A 239-nucleotide genomic window follows, 5' to 3' on the forward strand; every position below is an offset into this window, starting at 1 on the left:
TAGCCGGTTTTTAGATCAATTTAAAAGTACTGATTAACGAGAAAGGAGACGTTATTCTATGAAAAAGGACATTGATTTCCAAGTTGGTGAAAAAAGTCAAATCGTAGCAATAAAAGAATGGGATAAAGATTTTTTATCTCAAAATTGGAATGTGTACTTCATTAACAATCGAGAAGATACTATTGAAGCCGGATTGATCATGTCTCGTGGGAATAGTGATGATAGAAAAACATCCACAC

General features: G+C 33.1%; 1 pseudogene. It reads left to right on the forward strand.

The window, feature by feature from the left end:
- Nucleotides 1-58: 58 nt before the first annotated feature.
- Nucleotides 59-239: pseudogene (locus ACY2RT_RS15600) on the forward strand (hypothetical protein); the annotation flags it as partial.

This window comes from Ulvibacter sp. 2210JD10-4 (assembly GCF_058148525.1).